This is a genomic window from Sphingopyxis sp. (assembly GCF_040216815.1).
Classification (GTDB): domain Bacteria; phylum Pseudomonadota; class Alphaproteobacteria; order Sphingomonadales; family Sphingomonadaceae; genus Sphingopyxis.
The window spans coordinates 144,346-163,148 of sequence record NZ_JAVJOJ010000003.1 but is presented as its reverse complement, the minus strand read 5'-3'; the positions used below and the strand labels follow the sequence as shown (position 1 = coordinate 163,148).

Sequence of the window (18,803 nt, the reverse complement as noted above, 5' to 3'; positions counted from 1 at the left end):
CCTGACGCACCGGCGAGATCCCGGCCTGCGCCGGGATGACACCAGACACGGGACGACTGGCTAGCGCACCCGCGCCAGCATAAAGCCATCCCATTTCTTCGCTCCCACGGTCTGAACTGCGGTCGCGTCGAGCCGGGGATCGGCAGCAATCCTGTCGAACAGCGCACGCGTGCCGACGATGCGTTCATCCTCGCTATTCGCGTCGAGTACACCGCCTTCGCGCACGACATTATCGACGATGATCGTCGTGCCGGGGCGGCCGAGCCGGATTGCCTCGCCCACATAATGCGCGCCCGACTGCTTATCCGCATCAATGAAGACGAAATCAAAGGGCGCCTCGGAGATCATCGCGGCGAGGCTTGTAGCGGCCGGGCCAACGCGGATGTCAACCTTCGCCGAAACGCCCGCATTTTCCAGATTTTCGCGCGCAACCGCGGCATGATGCGCGTCGAGCTCGAGCGTCACCAGTTCGCCGTCATCGGGCAAGGCACGAGCAAGCCAGGTCGTCGAATAGCCGCCGAGCGTCCCGATCTCCAATATGCGCCGTGCGCCCGCGATCTGCGCGAGCAGGAAGAGCATCTTGCCCTGCGCCGCCGACACGTCGATCGGCGGCAGGCCCTTCGCGGCGTTGTTGGCGAGCGTGGCGGCAAGCGCGTCGTCGGCGCAGAGCAATTTGTCGGCGATATAAGCGTCGACGGCTTGCCACCGCGCGCTCATTTCAGACGCCCCATCGCATCAGGCAACGGACGCCGCGTGAATTTCGTCGATCGCGCCGCCGAGCGAGGCGTTGAATTCGTCGTCGCTCATCTGATGGCGGAGGTCTTCGAGCAATGCGCGGCTGAAGCTGGCAATGATTCCCGGATTCTTGGCGAGTTCGACGCACGCCTCGCCGCGCGCGAAACCGCCCGACAAGGCGACGACGCGCAGCACCTTCGGATGATCGACGAGCGGCTGGAACAGGCCGGCTTCGGTCGGCAACGACAGCTTGAGCATCACCGGCGCACCGGTCCATGCGTCGAGCGCGGCGAGCAGTTCCTTCAGCAACAGGCGGTCGGCGGCATCGCGCTCGGCGCTCTTGATATTCACCTCGGGTTCGATGATCGGGACGAGGCCATGCGCCGCGATGCGCGCGGCTTCGGCAAACTGCTGCGCAACGATCGCCTTGATCCCCGCCGCGTTGGCGAGGTTGATCACGCTGCGCATCTTGGTGCCGAACACGCCCTTGGCGACCGCACGCTGGCACAGTTCGTCAAGGCCGGGGTTGGCCTTCATCAACTGAACGCCGTCGGCTTCGTCCTCAAGCCCCTTGTCAACCTTCAGAAAGGGCACCACGCCGCGCTCCCACAAGAGCGCCGGAACCGGCTTGCCGCCCGCCTCGCCGTCCATCGTGCGTTCGAACAGGATCGCGCCGATCACCTTTTCGCCGTTGAAGCAGGGCGCGGTGACGATGCGGCTGCGCATGTCGTGGATCAGCGCGAACATTTCCTCGTCGTTCGAAAAGGCGTCGGCCTCGATCCCGTAACCCTTCAATGCCTTGGGTGTCGAACCGCCGCTCTGGTCAAGCGCGGCGATGAAACCCTGTCCCGATTTGATCTGGTCGAGCATGGCGGCATGGGCGGTCGTCATAACATCTCCGGTTGTTTGCATACGTATGTCGCGGTGCGCATAGCGACCCCGCACGCGGGACGCAATGCAGGAGGAAATTCTAGGCTTTGAGCGCGTCGACACCCGGCAGCGGCTTGCCTTCCATCCATTCGAGGAAGGCGCCGCCGGCGGTCGAAACGAAGGTGAAATCGCGGGCGGCACCGGCATGATTGAGCGCGGCGACCGTATCGCCGCCACCCGCCACCGAGGTCAGCGAGCCTTCGCGCGTCAGCGCCGCCGCCGTCTTGGCAAGCGCAACGGTCGCCGCGTCGAACGGCGGCGTCTCGAACGCGCCCAGCGGCCCGTTCCATACCAGCGTCCGGCAATTTTTGAGCACATCCGACAGCGCCTCGACCGCCGCCGGTCCGACATCGAGGATCATCTCGTCGGCCGCAACTTCGTGAACATTCACGGTGCGGGTCGGCGGGTTCGCGGCAAATTCCTTTGCCACCACGACGTCATAGGGCAGGTGGATGGTACAGCCCGCGGCATCGGCGGCGTCGAAGATCGCATCGGCGGTATCGACCAGATCATGCTCGCACAGCGACTTGCCGACATCGACCCCGCGCGCGGCGAGGAAGGTGTTGGCCATGCCGCCGCCGATGATCAGATGATCGACCTTGCCGACCAGATTACGCAGCACATCGATCTTGCTCGACACCTTGGCGCCGCCGACGACCGCCGCGACGGGGTGCACGGGACTGCCGAGCGCGGCGTCGAGCGCCTTGAGCTCGGCTTCCATCGCGCGCCCGGCGTAGGCGGGCAGTCGGTGGGCGATACCCTCGGTCGAGCCATGCGCGCGGTGCGCCGCCGAAAAAGCATCGTTGACGTAAAGATCGCCGATCTCGGCGAGCGCATCGGCAAAGGCGGGGTCATTCTTTTCCTCGCCTGGATAGAAGCGCGTGTTTTCCATTACCGCGACGTCGCCCGGCGCCAGCACCGCGACACCCGCCTTCGCGCCCTCGCCGACCGCTTCGGGGATGAACATCACCGAATGGCCCAGCACATCCTCGACGCCGCCCATGACAAGGCTGAGCGACTGGGTCGGGTTCTTTGCACCCTTCGGCCGACCGAAATGCGCGAGGAGCAGGACGATCGCGCCCTTGTCCGCCAGCTCGCGGATCGTCGGCATCGCCGCCTGGATCCGCGTTGCGTCGCTGACCGCGCCATCGGTCATCGGGACGTTGAGGTCGACGCGCACGAGCACGCGCTTGCCGGAGACGTCACCGATATCGTCGAGTGTCTTGAACGCGGTCATCGACGTTTCCCTTTAAGTCAGAGGAACTTGGCCATCACACCTGCGGTGTCGATCATGCGGTTCGAGAAACCCCATTCATTATCGTACCAGCTGAGCACACGCACGAGCTTGCCGTCGATGACCGCGGTTTCGAGGCTGTCGATCGTCGAGCTGTGCGCATCATGGTTGAAATCGATCGAGACCAGCGGTTCGTCGGTGAAACCGAGCACACCCTTAAGCTCGCCCTCGGCGGCTTCCTTCAGCAGCTTGTTGACCTCTTCAGCGGTCGTTTCGCGCAGCGGCGTGAAAGTCAGGTCGACGACCGAGACATTGGGCGTCGGGACGCGGATCGACGACCCGTCGAGCTTGCCCTTGAGTTCAGGCAGAACGAGGCCGACGGCCACGGCAGCGCCCGTCGAGGTGGGGATCATCGACATCGCGGCGGCGCGGGCGCGGCGCGGGTCCGAGTGGATCTGGTCGAGAATCTTCTGATCGTTGGTGTAAGCGTGGATCGTCGTCATCAAGCCGCGCTCGATGCCGATCTTCTCGTGCAGGACCTTGGCCAGCGGGGCGAGGCAGTTGGTGGTGCACGATGCGTTCGACACGATCACATGCTCTGCGCCGATCTTGTCATGGTTCACACCATAAACGACGGTCAGGTCGACTTCCTTGGCCGGGGCCGAGATCAGGACGCGCTTCGCCCCGGCGTCGAGATGTGCCTGGCCGCCCTTGCGGTCGGTGAAAAAGCCCGTGCATTCAAGCGCGATGTCGATGCCGTTGGCGGCGTGGGGCAGCTTGGCGGGGTCGCGCTCGGCGGTCACCTGGATGCGCTTGCCATTGACGATCAGGTCGTTGCCGTCGACTTCGACGGTGCCGTTGAACGGGCCATGGACCGAATCGCGCTGGAACAGGCGGGCGTTCGCCTTGGCGTCGGCCAGATCGTTGATCGACACCAGTTCCAGATCATGATCGGTCCGTTCCAGAATGGCGCGCGCCACATTGCGGCCGATACGCCCGAAACCGTTGATTGCGACTTTCACTGCCATGTCGAAACGTCCTTTCTGCGAGGGGTAAGCCGGTCCTTAGTTGCCGAGCTTTGCCAGGATCTGGGGTGCGATAGCATCGGCGGTAAGGCCGAAATGCTTGAATAGGTCTTCGATCGGGGCCGATGCGCCAAAGCTGTCGATGCCAAAGCGAAGGCCGTGGCGGCCAGTGTAGCGTTCCCAGCCGAAGGTCGTGCCGGCCTCGATCGAGACGATCAGCGCATCGTCGGGCAGGATGTCGGCCTGCCACGCGGCGTCCTGTTCGTCGAACAATTGAGTCGAGACCATCGAGACGACATCGGCGCCCTGACCCGCAGCTTCGAGCTTGTCGGCGACTTCGAGCGCGAGCGACACTTCGGAGCCGGTTGCAACGAGCACGACCTTGCGCGCGGCCGACGCTGCGCGCAGGCGATAACCGCCTTTTGCGCAAAGATTTTTCGTGACGTCATGGCGGACAGGCGGCAGATTCTGGCGCGTCAGCGCGAGCAGCGACGGGCGATCTTGTTGTGCAAGCGCGAGCGCCCAGCATTCGGCGGTCTCGACCGCATCGGCGGGGCGCATCACGAGCAGGTTCGGCATCGCACGGAGCGACTGAAGATGCTCGATCGGCTGGTGAGTCGGGCCGTCTTCGCCAAGGCCGATGCTATCGTGCGTCATCACATAGACGACACGCTGCCGCTGAAGCGCCGACAGGCGGATCGCGGCGCGGCAATAGTCGGCGAACACCAGGAAGGTGCCGCCATAGGGCACGACGCCGCCGTGCAACGCCATGCCGTTCATCGCTGCGGCCATACCGAATTCGCGGATACCATAATAGATATAGCGACCCGAATAATCTTCTTTTGTCAGCGCCTTGGTTGACGATGTTTTAGTGTTGTTCGAACCGGTAAGATCGGCGCTCCCTCCGATCAGCGACGCGATATCGGCGGTAAGCGCGGTCAGCGTATTTTCCGAAGCCTTGCGCGTCGCGACCTTCGGCGGCTCGGCGACGAGCCCGTCAAGATAGGCCTTGAAGGCATCGCCCGGCACGACCTTGCCGCTCAGGCGATTATTGAAATCGCTTTTTTTCTCGCTATTTGCGAGGCGATCATTCCAATCGGCATGAAGTTTCTTGCCTTTGTCGCCGAACGCGGCCCAAGCCGCGGCGACGTCGGCGGGAATGACAAAGGGATCGGCGGCCCAGCCGAGCGCGGTGCGCGCCGCGGCGATTTCTTCGGCACCGAGCGGCGCGCCATGGGTTGCCGAGGTTCCCTGCTTGTTCGGCGCGCCAAAGCCGATGATCGTGCGGCACGCGACCAGCGACGGCCGCGAATCGGCCAGCGCGGCGTCGATCGCACGGCGAATGTCGGCGGGATCATGGCCGTCGCAGCTTTCGACATGCCAACCCGTCGCTGCGTAGCGCGCCTTCACATCTTCGCTCGTCGACAAGTCGGTCGACCCGTCGATGGTGATCTTGTTATCGTCCCAAAGCACGATCAGGCGGCCGAGGCCGAGGTGGCCCGCGAGTCCGATGGCTTCGTGATTAATGCCTTCCATCAGGCAGCCATCGCCCGCGATCACCCAGGTCCGGTGATCGACCAGTTCGTCGCCATAGAGCGCATTGAGATGCCGCTCGGCAATCGCCATGCCGACCGCGGTTGCCAACCCCTGTCCCAGCGGCCCCGTCGTCGTTTCGACGCCCGCCAGCTCGAAATTTTCGGGATGTCCGGCGCATGGACTGTGCAACTGGCGGAAATTGCGGATGTCGTCGATCGTCGGCCGCGCATAGCCCGCAAGATGCAGCGTTGCATAGGCAAGCATCGAGCCATGCCCCGCGGAAAGGACGAATCGGTCGCGATCGGCCCATTTGGGATCGCTGGGATCGAATTTCAGATAATCCGAATAGAGCACAGTCGCGACATCGGCCATGCCCATCGGCATCCCCGGATGGCCGCTGTTTGCGGCCTGGACGGCGTCCATGGCAAGCGCACGGATCGCGTTGGCAAGCTGACGTTCGGGCAGTGTCATTCAGTCCCCCGGTGACGGATATTGGGATGGCCGGATTCGGTGGGGACAGCCCTTTGCGGCCGTACCGTCAGGAGTCAACCGCCCGCGGCACAAATTCGGGGAATTTCACACCGCCGCGGCGATTGCGCCCCTTCCCTCACGCTGCTAACTTTCGCGCCATGGAACTCGATCTCGACGAATCCAGCCTGGCCATCGGTCGTATCGAGCGCGCGCTGAGCCGCATCGAAAAGGCGCTGGCCGACCGCGCAAACCGTCCCGCCGCTGCCGACCCCGCGGCCGATCAGTCGGCGCTGAAGGCCGAAGTGGCGGCGGTTATCGGCGAGCTCGACCGGCTGATTGCGGAGGCCGATCGTGGCTGACGTCAAGCTGACCGTGGGGGGCCGCCCCTATGACGTTCATTGCGCCGATGGCGAGGAAGCGCAGCTGATCGAACTCGCGTCGGCGGTCGACGCGAAGATACGCACGATACCCGGCGGCACCGAAGTCCGCCAACTGCTCTTTGCGGCGCTGATGCTTGCTGATGAGGCACAGGAGGCGCGCGGCAAGGTCGACAAGGTCGAACCGCAGTCGGATTCGCTCCGTGCCGCAGTCGCGCTGGCCGAAAGCCGCGAGGCGCAGGCGCGCGACGAGCTCCAGGCGGCGATCGCGCGCGAACAAGCCGCGCTCAAGGAACTCCAGGCGGCGCGGGATGCGACGCCAGCCCCGGCCGCCTCGGCCAACCCGGCACACAGTCGCGCGCTGCTGCAAATCGCCGACCGTATCGAGGCGCTGGCGATACGGGTCGAGCAACTCCCTTGAGCAAAGGCGCCTCCGCCCCTACATAGAGGGCGGCGGGCACTGCCCTGCACGAGCCGCTGCGAATATCCCTGAGGCGATACATCATCCAAGGGAGCTGTCCCTGCCCGGGCCCTGGTCCGACGTATATGGTTCCCACCTGACGTTCATGGCGTCAGAGGATTTTCCGGCAAACGACTATGGTGGTCCCGCCAACCCACCCATTCGCTCCCGAGGAGGCGATGACCGACCTCTCTGGCGACGTCGCCGCCCAAAAGCATGTACTGCGCGATCGACTGCGCTTTCGCCGTCGGCACTTTGCCGCGAATCTCGACGACATGGCCCAGCTTGCCGCGTTTCGCGCCTTGCCGGCGGCGCTTGTCGAACGGCTGGCCCATCATGCCGTCGTGGGCGCTTATGTCGCGTGGAACGACGAACCCGACATTCTGCCGATGGTCGCCGGCGTCGGCGAAGCGGGCGCGCTTGCCCTTCCCCATCACCGCATGCGAGGCCCCGTAATGGATTTCCGCCGCTGGCGTCCCGGCGACTCGCTGACGAAGGGCCCCTGGGGTACACAGCAGCCCACTAACGACGCACCGCCAGCCGAGCCGAGACTGATTTTCTGCCCGCTCGTCGGTTTCGACCGGCGCGGCGGCCGTATCGGACAGGGCGGCGGTCATTACGACCGCTATTTCGCGGCCCATCCGGCGGCGCTGCGCATCGGTGTCGGCTGGTCGGTTCAGGAAATCGACGCTTGCCCCAGCGAATCGACCGACGCCACGCTCGACGCCGTGCTGACCGAACAAGAACTCATCCTTTGTGGAGACCGCCTGTGAACGACAAGCCTGCCGACCCCCAGCCGAGTTGGCGCAAGCCCGCGGGCATGTTCCTGATCCTGGCGCTGATCGCGGGCTGGACCGTAATCATCGTCAGCCTGTCGCCATGGGTCGGCACATGGCCGGTGCTGCTGCAGGCGATATTCTATCTGGTTGCGGGGATCATATGGATCGCGCCGCTGAAGCCGTTGCTGCGCTGGATGGAGCTGGGGACCTGGCGCCGCTAAGCGGCGGCGCCAGTCCACAATTTCCAGTGATGGAGGGCCCCAAGCTGCGGTGGCCATTCCGTCCCCGGGGACAGGAAATGGCGCGAGTGACGGGGCTCGAACCCGCGACCTCCGGCGTGACAGGCCGGCACTCTAACCAACTGAGCTACACCCGCGTGTGCTTGGGAGCCGCGCCAATATGGCCCCCGCCCCGGCCTGTCAACCGTCGCTTTCATCTTGTGTGCGATTTAATCGGTCGCGCACCTCGTCGGAGGTGGTGAGCGTACCATGTTCGAACAGGAAACCCGCCAGATCGGGCGTTCCGGTCGACGCGAGCACGGTCTGCAAGATCAATAGCAAGGGCACCGCGAGCAGCGCACCCGGCGTGCCCCACACCCATCCCCAGAAGCTCAGCGATACCAGAATGAGCAGCGGATTGATCGTGAGGCGCTTGCCGAGCACCAGCGGCGTGATCAGATTCGCCTCGACCAGATGCACGCCGATGAAGATCAACGCGGGCAGAAGCGCGAGTCCGACCGCGTCGAAGGTCATCAGTCCGCCGAGGCCGAGCAGCACCGCGGCGACGATCGGGCCGAGATAGGGCACGAAATTGCAGATGCTGACGATCCCGCCCCACATGAAGGGCGACGGCATCCCAAGCGCCCATAGCAACAGCGCGACGATCAGCCCCAGCATCGCATTGATCATCGTGATCGTCGCCAGATAATCGGCCGTGGCGTCGACGACATTCTGAATAACGCGCGCGGTCTGCATCGCGCCGTCGAAACTTCCCCGGCGCCGGATCGTCCCGCGGCGCAGCCGCGTCCAGCCGGCGAGAAAGAAAAAGATCACCAGCACGGCGAAGAACAGCTGGATGGCGGCTGCGGGCGCCGCGGATATGAAATAATCGACAACCGAGGTCGGGGCCGTGGCCGCCACGGCCTGCGCGGTCGCTTCGGTCCCGCTCGCCACCGACATCAGCGTACGATCGACGAAACGCTGGAGCGTCGAATAGAAATCGATCAGCGGCGCCAAATTGCTTTGGATCCGGGGGATTGATTCGGGAAGCCGCGCGAACCAGCCGGTCGCCGGGACGACAATGATCGCCAGCGCCGCGTTGACGATCGCCAGGAAGGCGGCCAGCGACAGAAATGCCGCCAGAGCCGATGGCACGCCGCGTCGTTCGAGCCATTCGAGCAGCGGCACCAGCGCGATCGCAATCACGATCGCCGCGGTAAGCGGCAGGAAAAACTCGGCGCCCGCTTGCAACGCAAATGGCAGCCCGAGGCAGAAGCTGGCGCCGAGAATCAGCGCAAGCGCGGCGAGCAGCCGGTCGCGGCGAAAGTCGTCTATCTCGATCTGGCGCAGCGGATCGACGCGCGACGATCGCGGGTCCTTGCTGCCCCTGTCTTCGGCCACGCCGCTTCTCCCTGTTGGTCGATTCATCTTACGCGCGCTTCCTCCATCCCGCCAGTCGCCCCATTTTGCGGCAAAAGCAGGGCGCCACCTGTCCCCGATTGGAGCAAAACAGTGGTTTCTAATGACTTATTAACCAGAAATTTCCCTTTTTCGGCGACTGATGGCTCCAAGGACCAACCTCTTCGGAGTCAATATGATGATGATAGCGCCTGTGGGGGGCGCGAAGCATCGGCTTCTTCCCTCTTGTTCAGCCATCGCCCTGCTGGCCGCGCTCGCGCTGCCGGCGCAGGCCAGTGCCGCGGGCACGCGCGCGGGTTCGACGATCAGCAATACCGCAACCGCCAGCTTCGACGCGGGCGGCGGGACGACGACGGTTGATTCGAACCGCGTCGACCTGCTCGTCGACGAAGTACTCGACGTGACGGTCGATTCGAGCGACCCCGCCGACGTCCCAACGACGCCCGGCGCGACGGGGCAGATGCTGACCTTCTCGGTCACGAACAACGGCAATGGCGTCGAGGCTTTCGGGCTGACGACGATCGCCAATGGCGGCGGCGATGATTACGATCCCACCGTCACGCAAATCTATCTCGACAATGGCGACGGCATTTTCGACGCCGGGACCGACACGCTCTATACACCGGGCGCGAACGACCCGTCGCTCGATCCAGACCAGAGCATCACCGTTTTCGTCCTGGCAACGACGCCGGGTACGGTGGTCGACGGCAACCGAGGTATCGTCAGCCTCGTGGCGGCGGCCAAGACCGGCACGGGGGCACCCGGCGACAGCTTCGCTGGCCAGGGAGAAGGCGGCGGCGATGCGGTCGTCGGCGCAACCGGCGCCGACGGAAGCGATGCCGGTGCATATGTCGTCTCGGCCGCGACCGTTACACTCGTCAAGTCGGCGGTCGTGACCAATCCGCTCGGCACCGCCGACCCGATCCCAGGCGCCACAATCACCTATACGATCGTCGCCACTGTCGCGGGCAGCGGTTCGGTCAGCGGGCTGGCGATCACCGACAATATCCCTGCGGACACCAGCTATGTGCCAGGTTCGATCACGCTCGGCGGCGCTGCGCTCTCCGATGCGGTCGATGCCGACGCCGGCGATTTCAACGGCACGCGCGTCAATGTGACGCTCGGCACCGTGCCCGGCGGGCAGAGCCGCACCGTCACCTTCCGCACAACGATCGACTGATGGAGATGCCCATGCGACCAATCCTCCTGCTTCTGCTCGCCGCCATGCTGCCGGGACCGGCCGCCGCGGCGAACCAGGTGGCGCTCGACAATCATGTGTTCGTCGAACGCGTGACGACCGATGCCACCGGCAAGCAACGCATTCTGCTCGAGGAACCGAAGATCGTCGTCCCCGGCGACCGGCTCGTCTTCGTGCTCAACTATCGCAACGCCGGTGCGCAGCCGGCCGACAAATTCGTCATCACTAATCCGCTGCCGGCCGCGGTCCGCTTTACCGACGCCGGTGATACGCGCCCGCTCGTTTCGGTCGACGGGGGCAAGCAGTGGGGACTGCTTGCCGACCTGTCGGTGCCGACGGAGGGCGGCGCGCGCCGTGCCGCGCAGCCAGCCGATGTGACGCATATTCGCTGGGCTTTCCAGAACCCGATCCCGATCGGTGGAACGGGCAAGCTCATGTTTCGAGGAGTTGTCAAATAAACCAGTGAATAAAACCGCTTAACGGTTGCCAGCGGTGGGGAAACGGCGACCAGAACAAGCCCGGGAGCTCAGCTATGACCAGCAAGCTGACTTATAAGGGTGCCATCAGTCTGGCGGCGCTTTCGAGCGTCGCCGCCACACCGGCGCTTGCCGCCGGTACGACCGCCGGCACCACGATCACGAATACTGCCACCGTCGACTATCAGGTCGGTGGCGTCGCACAGGGACAGCAATCGGCATCGAACAATTTTGTCGTCGACCGCAAGATCAACCTGCTTGTCGAAGAAGTGGGGACGGTCACGACCAACGTGGTTCCGGGCCAGACCAATGCGGTGACGACCTTTCAGCTGACCAATAGCTCGAACGAGACGCTCGATTTCGCGCTCGTCGTCTCGCAGCTCGCGGGCGGCACGGCGGCACATGGCGGGACCGACAGCTTTGACGTCACCAACGTGCGGATTTACCGCGACAATACGGCGACCGGCACCGTCGGCAGCTGGGACGCGGGCGATACGCTCGTTTCGGGCTATATCGACGAACTCGTCGTCGACACCGCGATCCGCCTGTTCGTCGTCGCCGATGTTCCCGCTGCACTCGCCAACAATGCTGTTGCCGGCGTCACGCTGCGTGCGACGGCGCGCGAAGGCGGTACTTCGGGCAGCCTTGGCGCGGCGATCACCGAAACGACGGGCGCCAACACCGCAGGCAAGGATACCGTCTTTGCCGACATCGCCGGCGTTGCCGGCGACGCAGCGCGCGACGGTTCGCACAGCGACGATGACGATTATACGGTCCAGACAGCGACGCTTGCCGTCACCAAGACCAGCCGCGTCATTTCCGATCCGTTCAACAACACGACAAATCCAAAGCTGATTCCCGGCGCGGTCGTCGAATATTGCATCGCGGTCGCCAACAGCGGCAGCGCCGCCGCGACATCAGTTGTCATCAACGACCCCGTGCCGGGGCAGCTGACGTTCAATTCGGGGACAATCCTGCTCAATGGAACCGTCACCGGGGCGACCTGCAATGCCGACGGCACGGCGGGCGGCAGCTACGCTGCGCCGAATGTGTCGGGCACGATCGCGACGATCGCGGCGGGCGCCACGCGCACGCTCGTTTTCCGCGCAACGGTCAACTGACCGGGTAACGGACGGGACGGCGAACGTTCGGGCACGCTCCGGACGCTGCCGTCCCCTTCGGGGCTTGCATGGCGATTCGACCGACATTTTCCGGTTTCGTGACCGCATTGGTCGCGGCAGCGTTGCTACCCGCGACGCCGTCTGCGCACGCGCAAGTGATCACGAACACGGCCTCCGCGCACTGGACGCAAGGCGGACAGTCCGGCACGGCGCTGTCGAACCGCGTCGACGTGGCGGTCACGCCGCCCCCGCTCCCGGCGATCACGACCTACCGGCTCACCAATGGCAGCGGCGGGACGCTGGCTCCGCTGGCGCCGACCCGGTGCACCGCGGCGGGAGCGGGTGCGACCGCCCTGGGTGCGCCAACGACGATCAACCTTGGCGGGGCGTACGAAGGCATCGCGACTGCCCCCGCGTCGCTCCAGAGCACCGACAGTTTCCGCGCCGGCGAGGTGCTGGTGATCGGTGTCACGTTCGCGTCGGCGAACAGCGATTCGCGGCAGCGCGACAGCCTGCCCGTCGTATTGGAGCTCCAAAACGGCGACCGCGAGGCGATCGTCCTTACCGAAACCGCGAACAACAGCGGCGTGTTCACCGGCTTTATCCATACGATCGGTGTTCCTCCCGCTGTGGTCCGGGGCGATTGCCGCCTGTCGGTCGATCCCGGCGCCGCACTGAGCCTGCGCGTCACCGACCGGGACAGCTCGAGCCTTGTCGCGCTGGCGACCATCAACTTCCTGGTCGATCCGTTCGGGATCGTTTTCGACAGCGGCGACGGCGCACCCGTCCCCGGCAGCCGCGTGTCGATCGTCGACGCCGCGACAGGCCAGCCGGCGCGGGTATTCGGCGACGACGGTGTCTCCGCCTATCCATCGAGCGTCGTTACGGGACAGAGCGTCACCGATTCGGGCGGCACCAGATATGATTTCCCGCCCGGCGACTATCGCTTTCCCTTCGTCGCGCCGGGCAGCTATCGCCTGATTGTCGAGCCGCCGACGCCCTTCACGGCGCCTTCGTCCTCCACGCCCGCCGCGCTGGCGCACCTCCGCCGCCCGGACGATGGGCTGCCGTTCGAAATCACCGGCGCAAGCTATGGCAACAGCTTCACCCTCGACAGCCCGGCGCCCGTGCGCGTCGACATTCCGGTCGACCAGCCCGGCCTGCCGCTCGTCCTCCGCAAAACGACCTCCACGCAGATTGCGGTGCCGGGCGATGTGATCCAGTACCGGATCGAGGTGGCGAACCGCGATACGCGGCGCAGCAGCGGCATGGTGACGGTACGCGACATGCTGCCGACAGGTATGCGGCTTCGCCCCGATACGGTGCGCGTCGATGGCGTGCGGACCGACGCCATGGTCGGGGCAAACGGGCGCGAATTTTCGGTTACACTTCCCGGTATCGCGCCGTCGAAGTCGGCGCTGCTCACCTATCTCGCCGAAGTGATCGTGTCGGCGGAGTCCGGCAATGCGCTCAACCGCGCGACCGCGACCGACAATCGCGGCGCGACCAGCAATGTCGCCGAAGCGACCGTGGCGATCAGGCGCGATCAGCTCGGAGACCGGATGACGATCATCGGGCGCATTACCGATGGCGGCTGCGGCGTCGATCCGGGCAAGGCGCCGGGGATCGCCGGCGTGCGCGTCATGCTTCAGGACGGCAGCTACACCGTCACTGACGAGGACGGCCGTTATCATTTCGAGGGCGTTCGGCCGGGGCTGCATGTCGTGCAGATCGAGCCGTCGACACTGCCGCTCGACCGCGAAGCGATCGACTGCGCGCGTTCAACCCAAAGCGCGGGCAGCGCCATCTCGCGCTTTGTCGAAGGGCGCGGCGGAGCGCTCAAACGCGCCGATTTCCGCGTCACCCCCGGCGCGCCGCGCGCGGCGTCCCACACACCGGTGATCGACGTGCCTAAACCGCTCACCGACGCCGAAGCGGCGGGAGCCAATCGCGACTGGCTCGCGGGACAGGCGCCCGGAATCGGCTGGCTCTTTCCCGCCATCGACCACAACCCGCGCGCCAAGGCGATCCGCGCAGCAATCAAACATGCGCCGGGCCAGACGGTGTCGCTGCGCGTCAACGGCAAGGCGGTCGATCCGCTGACCTTTGACGGCATGAGCAAGTCGGCTGACGGGCGTGTCGCGGTCAGCCTGTGGCGTGGTCTCGAAATCCGCGAGGGCGAAAATCTTCTCGTCGCCAGCGTACTCGACGCCGCGGGCGTGATCGTCGAAACGATCGAACGCAAGGTGCATTATTCGATCACCCCGATGCGCGCGGCGTTGATCCGCGAAAAATCGGTACTGGTCGCCGATGGCGTGACGCGCCCGGTGATCGCGGTGCGGCTGACCGACCGCGACGGCCAGCCGGTCCGCGCCGGGTTGACGGGCGACTTCAGCGTCCCTGCCCCCTATTATCCCGCAGTCGAAGCCGATGCGCAGCAGGCGCGTCAACTCGCGGGGCTCGAACGTGCGCCGCCGGTGTGGAAGATCGACGGCGACGACGGCATCGCCTATATCGAACTCGAACCGACGACCGCGTCGGGCACCCTGTCGCTCGACTTCACATTTCGCGATGATCGGGTGACGCGTACGCAGACGATCGAAACCTGGCTCGATCCGGGCAATCGGCCGTGGACCGTTGTGGGGTTCGCCGCGGGCACGCTTGGCTACAACACATTGAACGACCGCATGGAGCCGGCGGCGGAGACGCTGGACGATCTCAACGCCGACGCGCGGCTTGCGCTTTACGCCAAGGGCCGCGTGAAGGGCAAATGGCTGATGACGCTGGCCTATGACAGCGACAAGGAAAAGGACGACGCGCGCTTTGGCGGCGTGATCGATCCGCGCGCCTATTACACCATCTACGCCGACCGCAACGAGACGCGCTACGACGCCGCATCGGTACGCAAGCTCTACCTCCGCCTCGAACGCCCGCAATTCTATGCAATGTTCGGCGATATCGAAACGGGCATTTCGGAGCCGCAGCTCGCACGTTACCAGCGCGCGCTCAATGGCGGCAAGGCCGAATATCGCGGGCGCAACCTGGCCGCGACCGCCTTTGTCGCCGACACGCCATATCGTTTCCGGCGCGACGAAATGCAGGGCAATGGTCTTACCGGCCCGTATCAGCTCGGCGCGAAGGACATCGTGCCGAACAGCGAGCGGATTGTGATCGAAACGCGCGATCGGCTGCACAGCGAGCGCATCGTCGCGACGATGAATCTGACGCGACATGTCGACTATGACATCGACTATCTCGCAGGCACGATCCGCTTCCGCGAGCCGGTGCTCAGCCGTTCGTCGGCGCTCGACCCGCAATTTATCGTCGCCGAATATGAAGTCGACGGCGTCGGGCAACGCGTGCTCAACGCCGGTGGCCGCGTGAGCTATCGCTCCGACGACGAAAAACTGCGCATCGGCGCGACCTTCGTTCACGACGAAGACGGCAACAGCCGGACCAATCTGGGCGGCATCGACGCGCGGTATCGTCCGACGATCGAAACCGAAATTCGTGCCGAAATCGCAGTCAGCGATAGCAAGGCGGTGAATGGCAGCGGCCCGGCGAACGGAACCGCAAAGGCCTGGCTGATCGAGGCCGAACATCACGGCAGCAACGCCGACGTCCTCGCCTATATCCGCGAACGCGAGGCAGGTTTCGGCACCGGCCAACTCAACCGCGGCGAGAACGCCACGCGCAAATTCGGTTTTGACGCACGCATGAAGGCCAGCCGCAACCTGTCGATCACGGGCAGCGCGTGGCAGGAAGACTATCTGGACGGCGGCGCACGGCGTCGCGCGGCGCGCCTGCTCGCCGAATATGACAATGGCGTCAGCGTCGGCCGGGCAGGACTGACCCACGCCGACGACCGCCTGACCGACGGCACGCGCAACCGGTCGAACATCGTCCAGCTCGGCGCGACGCAGAGGCTGTTCGCCCGGCGTCTCGAACTCGACGCGCAGACCGAATTTGCACTCGGCGGCGACGATGCGAGCGTCGACTTCCCGACCCGCCACCGCCTCGGTGCGCGCTTCGCGGTGACGCGCGACGTCAATCTCGTCGGCAGCTATGAGATCGCCGACGGCGACCGCCTGCGCGCGCGCACCGCCCGCCTCGGCTTCGACTTGACGCCATGGGCGGGCGCACGGCTCCTCGCCGCGGCGAACCGGCAGGAGATTGGCGAATATGGTCCGCGCAGCTTCGCCGCCTATGGCCTGTCGCAGTCGGTGAAGCTCAGCGAGCGCTTGTCGGTCGACGTGTCGGTCGACGGCAATCGCACGCTTGGCGGCGTGCGCGCGGGCGATGTACTCAATGCCGAACATCCGGTGGCATCGGGTGGCTTTCTTGGCGGAAACGGCACACTCACCGAGGATTTCCTGGCGATCAGCACAGGGGCCACATATCGCGCCGACCGCTGGACGCTGACGGGGCGCGCCGAATATCGCGATGGCGAGATCGCCGACCGCTATGGACTGACGCTCGGTGGACTCCGCCAGCTGGGCGAAGGCCGCGCGCTCGGTGCGCTCTTCACCTATGCCAAGGCAAGCGGTAGCGGCGCGACGCCGACGACCGAAGTGATCCAGTTCGAGATGAGCTGGGCGCATCGCCCCGCGACGTCGCGCATTGCGTGGCTCAACAAAAGCGAGTTTCGCTCGGACAAGGTTCGCGGCGCAGTTGCTGGCCAGCCGGGGCCGATCGGCGGTGCGCTGACGATCGACGGCGACGCGACAAGCCGCCGCCTGCTGAACAGCCTGTCGCTCAACTGGAGCCCGATTGGTGAGCGCGGCGAGGCGGCCATGTGGCATGAGCGCGCCGAAATCAGCGTCTTTTGGGGCACGCGTTACAATTTCGACCGTTTCGGGGCCGATGACGTCAAGGGCTGGTCGAACCTGCTCGGCGGCGATTTCAGGTTCAACCTGAGTGAGCATTTCGACGTTGGCGCGTCGGGCACGGTGCGCATCGGGACAGACGCCGATACGCTGAGCTGGGCAGGCGGACCGACACTGACGCTGACACCGATGAAGAACGCGAACGTCACCTTCGGTTATAATTTCGCCGGCTTCCACGATCGCGATTTCGAGGACGCACGCTTCTCGCGCTCGGGCGCCTATGTCACCTTCAAGCTGAAGTTCGATCAGACCAGTTTTGCGGGACTGGAGCTATGAGAAGCTGCACCGACCTCCACTACTTGACTTTGCCATCTTTTCCGCTTTGAATTCCCTGGAAATTCTGGGGGATCGAGATGCTTAGATATACGAAACTCGCATTTCTGGCTTCGCTGATGCTTCTTCAAGGTTGCGGATCGGGAGGAAATTCGCCGACACCGCCAGCCGATCTGCCGCCAACCTTCACGTCCGCGACAAGCGTTACCTTCCAAGAAGGATCAAGCGCCACCGCCTATCAGGCGGTGGCAAACGATCCGGAGGGGCGACCGATCACCTTCTCTATCGTCGGCGGCGCAGACGCCGCGCTGTTCACGCTGACCGCCGACGGCAAGCTGACCTTCAAGACCGCTCCCGATTTCGAAGCCCCGGCCGACGCCAATCGCGACAATATCTATCAGATTCAGATCGCCGCCAGCGATGGCGCGAAAGAAGCGGTGCTGGCGCTGTCGGTCCAGGTGATGAATATCTTTGAAAGCACAACAGCAAAGCAGATCGGCGCCTATGATGCGCCCGTCGCTATCGCGTCGGCGCGCGGCTCGTCGACGGTGTTCGTCGCCGAACAGAATGGCCGCATCTATGCCTATGATCCAACCGGCTCCGGAACCAATCAACTCTATCTGACGATCCCGGGAATCAGCTTCGCGCCTGCGGTTGAGCGTGGAGTGATCAACATCGTCTCCGCCCCCAACTACGCCCAAAGCGGCACCCTTTATGTCCTGATCGCAACCGCGAACGAACTGCAACTTCGACGCTATGGGCGTACCACCAGCGGGGTCGGCGATCTGGCGTCGGAGGAAATCGTAATGCGGATCGCCATTCCCGCGCCCGCGCCGAGGATCAACGCCAGCAGCGATCCGGATGGCCCGGGCGGGGCGCTCGAGTTCGGCCCCGACGGTTTTCTCTACATTGGAACCGGCACGGCGGGCTATGCCGCATTCCACGCTACTTCGGCACAAGATCTCCAGTCACTGCGCGGCAAGTTGCTGCGTATCGACGTTTCCCGCGACGACTTTCCCGGCGACGCGGCACGAAACTACGCTATCCCGGCAGGCAATCCCTATGCCGGATCGAGCACCGCCGCTCCTGAAATCATGGCCATCGGTCTGCAGCATCCGCAATCCATGGCCTTTACCGATCTGGGGCTCATCGTCGGCATGTCGACGCGTCCGAATAATCTGCCGCGATGCTGCAGCCCCAAGGCCATATTGTTCCGGCCACAGGATACCGGAGCCAATTATGGCTATGGTGCTGCGGCAGGAGCGACCGTCATCTCCCCCATCATTCATATGGCGATTGGCGCCAACATCGGCGGCTATATGCAGATCGTCGGCGCCTATCACGGGACAGACCCGGACCTTGCCGACCGGCTGCTCTTTTCCGATCCGGCCTATGGCGCAACCTTCTCGGTTCCGCTTGGCCGGATCGCACAGGGTACGACGCTCACGCAGATCGAAAGCCGTATCCCGACGATCGAGGGATTCAGGATCGAAGGCGGCCTCGCCCCGAATCCGTCGACTATCGGACTCGGCGACTATCGGGACTTTGCGGTCATGGACGACGGCAGCATTTACATGCTACAACGCGAATTTGATGGCGTCGAATTCGGCCCACGCGGCTTTTTGTTCTACGCGCTGACCCAATAGGATTGCAGGGCCGCAAGGG

General features: G+C 64.6%; 15 protein-coding genes and 1 tRNA gene. 9 read left to right on the top strand and 7 right to left on the bottom strand.

All coding sequences use genetic code 11. The features are described 5' to 3' along the window. Positions 1 to 60 precede the first annotated feature (60 nt). From RIA72_RS03440 to tkt, 5 genes are all read right to left on the bottom strand, one after another. Entirely contained in the window at positions 61 to 717 is a 657-nt protein-coding gene (locus RIA72_RS03440; protein WP_350030969.1) for an O-methyltransferase, read from the bottom strand. An 18-nt stretch (positions 718 to 735) separates the two neighbouring features. Next, positions 736 to 1,605, bottom strand: a complete 870-nt coding sequence (locus tag RIA72_RS03435; protein ID WP_350031028.1) for a fructose bisphosphate aldolase — start codon at positions 1,603 to 1,605, stop codon at positions 736 to 738. A gap of 100 nt (positions 1,606 to 1,705) precedes the next feature. Next, complete coding sequence (locus RIA72_RS03430) at positions 1,706 to 2,902, bottom strand: phosphoglycerate kinase (RefSeq protein WP_350030968.1); 1,197 nt, start codon at positions 2,900 to 2,902, stop codon at positions 1,706 to 1,708. Between the two features lie 17 nt (positions 2,903 to 2,919). After that, complete coding sequence (gene gap / locus RIA72_RS03425; RefSeq protein WP_350030967.1) at positions 2,920 to 3,927, bottom strand: type I glyceraldehyde-3-phosphate dehydrogenase; 1,008 nt, start codon at positions 3,925 to 3,927, stop codon at positions 2,920 to 2,922. Between the two features lie 36 nt (positions 3,928 to 3,963). After that, positions 3,964 to 5,931, bottom strand: a complete 1,968-nt coding sequence (gene tkt, locus RIA72_RS03420; RefSeq protein WP_350030966.1) for a transketolase — start codon at positions 5,929 to 5,931, stop codon at positions 3,964 to 3,966. Positions 5,932 to 6,089: 158 nt separating this feature from the next. Here tkt and RIA72_RS03415 point away from each other — a divergent pair, with 158 nt between their 5' ends. The 4 genes from RIA72_RS03415 to RIA72_RS03400 all read left to right on the top strand — a co-directional run bounded on the left by RIA72_RS03415 (position 6,090) and on the right by RIA72_RS03400 (position 7,768). After that, positions 6,090 to 6,290, top strand: coding sequence for a hypothetical protein (locus RIA72_RS03415; RefSeq protein ID WP_350030965.1), 201 nt, complete (start codon positions 6,090 to 6,092; stop codon positions 6,288 to 6,290). After that, a complete protein-coding gene (locus RIA72_RS03410; protein ID WP_350030964.1) occupies positions 6,283 to 6,729 on the top strand; it encodes a cell division protein ZapA in 447 nt (148 codons plus the stop codon). The genes RIA72_RS03415 and RIA72_RS03410 overlap by 8 nt, the downstream gene beginning before the upstream one ends. A gap of 218 nt (positions 6,730 to 6,947) precedes the next feature. Next, complete coding sequence (locus RIA72_RS03405; protein ID WP_350030963.1) at positions 6,948 to 7,541, top strand: 5-formyltetrahydrofolate cyclo-ligase; 594 nt, start codon at positions 6,948 to 6,950, stop codon at positions 7,539 to 7,541. Next, a complete protein-coding gene (locus RIA72_RS03400; protein WP_350030962.1) occupies positions 7,538 to 7,768 on the top strand; it encodes a DUF2842 domain-containing protein in 231 nt (76 codons plus the stop codon). The genes RIA72_RS03405 and RIA72_RS03400 overlap by 4 nt, the downstream gene beginning before the upstream one ends. A gap of 78 nt (positions 7,769 to 7,846) precedes the next feature. Here the strand turns inward: RIA72_RS03400 and RIA72_RS03395 are convergent. Both RIA72_RS03395 and RIA72_RS03390 read right to left on the bottom strand, forming a co-directional pair. After that, positions 7,847 to 7,923: transfer RNA gene (locus RIA72_RS03395), tRNA-Asp, on the bottom strand. A gap of 43 nt (positions 7,924 to 7,966) precedes the next feature. Continuing rightward, positions 7,967 to 9,193 (bottom strand): AI-2E family transporter, encoded by a 1,227-nt coding sequence (locus tag RIA72_RS03390; RefSeq protein WP_350030961.1) that lies wholly within the window; start codon positions 9,191 to 9,193, stop codon positions 7,967 to 7,969. 166 nt (positions 9,194 to 9,359) lie between these two features. On the opposite strand from RIA72_RS03390, the gene RIA72_RS03385 reads away from it, so the two are divergent. From RIA72_RS03385 to RIA72_RS03365, 5 genes are all read left to right on the top strand, one after another. Continuing rightward, positions 9,360 to 10,364 (top strand): hypothetical protein, encoded by a 1,005-nt coding sequence (locus RIA72_RS03385; protein WP_350030960.1) that lies wholly within the window; start codon positions 9,360 to 9,362, stop codon positions 10,362 to 10,364. An 11-nt stretch (positions 10,365 to 10,375) separates the two neighbouring features. Continuing rightward, positions 10,376 to 10,840 (top strand): hypothetical protein, encoded by a 465-nt coding sequence (locus RIA72_RS03380; protein WP_350030959.1) that lies wholly within the window; start codon positions 10,376 to 10,378, stop codon positions 10,838 to 10,840. A gap of 74 nt (positions 10,841 to 10,914) precedes the next feature. Continuing rightward, positions 10,915 to 11,979 carry a hypothetical protein gene (locus RIA72_RS03375; protein WP_350030958.1) on the top strand — a complete coding sequence of 355 codons (1,065 nt, stop codon included), beginning with the start codon at positions 10,915 to 10,917 and terminating at the stop codon, positions 11,977 to 11,979. Positions 11,980 to 12,047: 68 nt separating this feature from the next. Then, on the top strand, positions 12,048 to 17,141 hold the full coding sequence (locus RIA72_RS03370; protein WP_350030957.1) for a hypothetical protein: 5,094 nt from the start codon (positions 12,048 to 12,050) through the stop codon (positions 17,139 to 17,141). A gap of 77 nt (positions 17,142 to 17,218) precedes the next feature. Beyond that, positions 17,219 to 18,784 (top strand): PQQ-dependent sugar dehydrogenase, encoded by a 1,566-nt coding sequence (locus RIA72_RS03365; RefSeq protein ID WP_502957928.1) that lies wholly within the window; start codon positions 17,219 to 17,221, stop codon positions 18,782 to 18,784. Positions 18,785 to 18,803 lie beyond the last annotated feature (19 nt).